The organism is Natrinema soli (assembly GCF_028618695.1).
Map to the genome: position 1 here is coordinate 1 of NZ_JAQIVI010000680.1, position 2,716 is coordinate 2,716.

2 protein-coding genes and 1 pseudogene are annotated in these 2,716 nt (G+C 66.1%); 2 read left to right on the forward strand and 1 reads right to left on the reverse strand.

Translation table 11 applies throughout. From position 1 onward, the window contains the following. Nucleotides 1-257, reverse strand: a pseudogene (locus PGX04_RS29910) (sugar phosphate isomerase/epimerase family protein); the annotation flags it as partial. A 229-nt stretch (nt 258-486) separates the two neighbouring features. Here PGX04_RS29910 and PGX04_RS29915 point away from each other — a divergent pair. Together PGX04_RS29915 and PGX04_RS29920 are read left to right on the forward strand one after the other, a co-directional pair. After that, on the forward strand, nt 487-1,347 hold the full coding sequence (locus PGX04_RS29915) for a DUF8171 family membrane protein (protein ID WP_273741820.1): 861 nt from the start codon (nt 487-489) through the stop codon (nt 1,345-1,347). Then, the coding region (locus tag PGX04_RS29920) for an ABC transporter ATP-binding protein (RefSeq protein WP_273741821.1) at nt 1,344-2,716 on the forward strand (1,373 nt) is incomplete at its 3' end. The genes PGX04_RS29915 and PGX04_RS29920, both read left to right, overlap by 4 nt.

A 2,716-nucleotide genomic window follows, 5' to 3' on the forward strand; every position in this document is an offset into this window, starting at 1 on the left:
GCCGACCGGAGCCGTTCGTTGACGTTGCCGGGTGCGGCGTCGAGGTGGGGCGCGTGAACCGAGTACGTCAGACCGTAGTCGTCGGCGACGTCCCGGAGCGTCGCCGGGGTGGGGCCGTCCTCGGACACGTCCAGATAGCCGGCGCGGAGTTCGATGTGGTCGAGGCCGCGATCGGTCAGAAACCCGGCGAACGCCTCGACGGGCGCGTCGAACCGAACGTCCATCGCGGCACCGAACCGGGGCGTCGGCTCAGTCATCGGCCTCCGTCCGCCTGCGAGGAGCGGTCGGCGTCTCGAACCGTCCGTCGCCGTCGACGAGTGGGTCCATCGTCTCGAGGTGGGAGCGATCGAAACGTAAGCGCGACTATGAGTAATATATATCACATAGACGCGCTCCACGGACTATTGGGAGGACCCGGCGCCAAATTCGGGAACGTATCACTATTATAATCGCTCAAATACGAACGGGAACGCCACTCAACCGCATATGAGTACATCGACAGCGAGGGAGAGCCGATTCGAGATCGGGAAACACGACATGATGGTATTCATACTCGTGATGTCGCTCACGGGGCTACAGAACGCCGTCACGGAGATCCTGCCCGAGTTCGCGCTCGGGCCGCTCGAGTTAGGGGTCGGCGAGTTCGTCTTCATTCCGATCGTGCTGGTGCTCCTGTTTCGCACCTACTGGGCGGCGCTGGCCGTTCCGGTCGGCGAGATCGTGTTCGGCGAGATCCTGCTGGGCGAGTTCGACGGACTGGGGGCGATGGAGGGGCTCCTGTTGATCCCGGTCTGTTACTACTTCGCCGCGAAACTCCTGCAGGATCCGGAAAACACCCGGCAGTTGGCGATCGTCGTCTTCCTCGCGGAGGCCCTCGAGGAGTTCTTCGCGATGTTCATCGACATCGGGAAAGTGTACGTCGGCGTCGAGGAACTGGAAGCGGTTCCCGGCCTCCCGGAGAGTATTATCGTGCTCGAGGGGGTCGACTTCGTCACGCAGATGGTCATCACGGGTATCGTCTTCGGCGTCATCCCGGCGCTGTACCTGTATCCGAAACTCCACGGGAAAGTCGAGCCGCTGCTGGGCATGGAGCCGTTCGAGGGCGAGCGCGGCGCGTCGATGCGCAGCGGTTTCTCGATCACGGCGCTGGTGGCGGTGGTCGTCGCCTTCCCGCTGGCGTTCGCGGCCGAAGCCGGAAGCGAGGTCGGCGGGGCGATCAACGTGATCTGGGAACCCGAGTTCCTCGAGACGTACGGCCAGACCTTTATCGCGGTGCCCATCGTCGCCTCCGCGATCGTCGCAGTGCTCGTCTGGTATCGAGCGACCCGTTCCGCGGGAGATCGATGACGGCGACGAACGACGCCGGAATCGTCGTCGACGACCTCTCGTTTCGCTACCCGGGGACCGACGACGCCGTGCTGTCGGGTGCCGACCTCGAGATCGAACCCGGCGAGTTCGTCGCCGTCGTCGGCGGGAACGGCTCCGGCAAGACGACGCTGTGCAAGTCGTTCAACGGGATCGTCCCGCACTTCTATGAGGGGGACTTCGGGGGGGCGGTCACGGTCGCCGGGCTCGACGTGGCGGGGAGCTCGGTGTCGGAGCTGTCCCGACGCGTCGGTTACGTGTTCCAGGAGTTCGACAATCAACTGGTCAGTCCGACGGTGTTCGAGGAGGTCGCGTTCGCACCGTTGAACTACGGCCACGAGGACTACCGCGAACGAGTCCACCGGACGCTCGATGCCCTCGAGCTCGACGGGCTCGAGGACCGGTTCGTCTGGGAGCTGTCGGGCGGCCAGAAGCACCTCGTGGCGCTGGCCGCGTCGCTCTCCCTCGATCCGGAGATCCTCGTCGTCGACGAGCCGGCCGCACAGCTCGATCCGGTCACCGCTCGCGAGACCTACGACCACCTCGCCCGGCTCAACGGGGACCTCGAGAAGACGGTCGTCGCGATCGAACACCAGACGGAGTTCATCGCCGAGTACTGCGAACAGGTGGTCCTCGTCGAAGACGGCGCCGTCAGCTGGAAGCTGCCGGTCGACGAGGCGCTGAACAGACTCGACGACCTGCGGGCACAGGACGTCCACCCGCCACAGGTGACGCGGATCGCCGAGCGCGTCTTCGACGGCGACGAGCGGCTTCCGGTGACGCTGGCAGACGGCGTGGCCCGGTTCGAGGACCGGGCATCCGAGAGGGAGGTCCGGACTGACGGAGCCGTGACGGGCACGGAAGCGGCGGATCGACAGCCCGAACCCGTGATCTCGTTCGACGGCGTCTCGCACACCTACCAGACGCTCCGGAGCGGGACCCGGGAAGTCCTCGACGAGCTGTCGCTCGAGCTGTATCCAGACGAGCGGGTCGCCCTCGTCGGGAGCAACGGCGCGGGGAAGTCGACGCTCCTTCAGCTGATCACCGGCCTCGAGACGCCCGACACCGGGACCGTGACCGTCGACGGCGTCGACACGGGCTCGGTGCTCCCGGAACGGCTCGCGGACGACGTCGTCTACGTCCACCAGAACCCCGAGGAGATGTTCATCGACGACGCGGTGCGGGCGGACGTCGCCCACTACCTCGAGGACAGGGAGTACGCGGACGTGGAAGCTCGTGTCGACGACGTGATCGACTTCCTCGATCTCGGCGCGTTGGAAGACCGCGACGGCCGCCTCCTCAGCGTCGGCCAGCAGCGGCGCGCCTCGCTGGCCATCGGGCTGGCGACGGC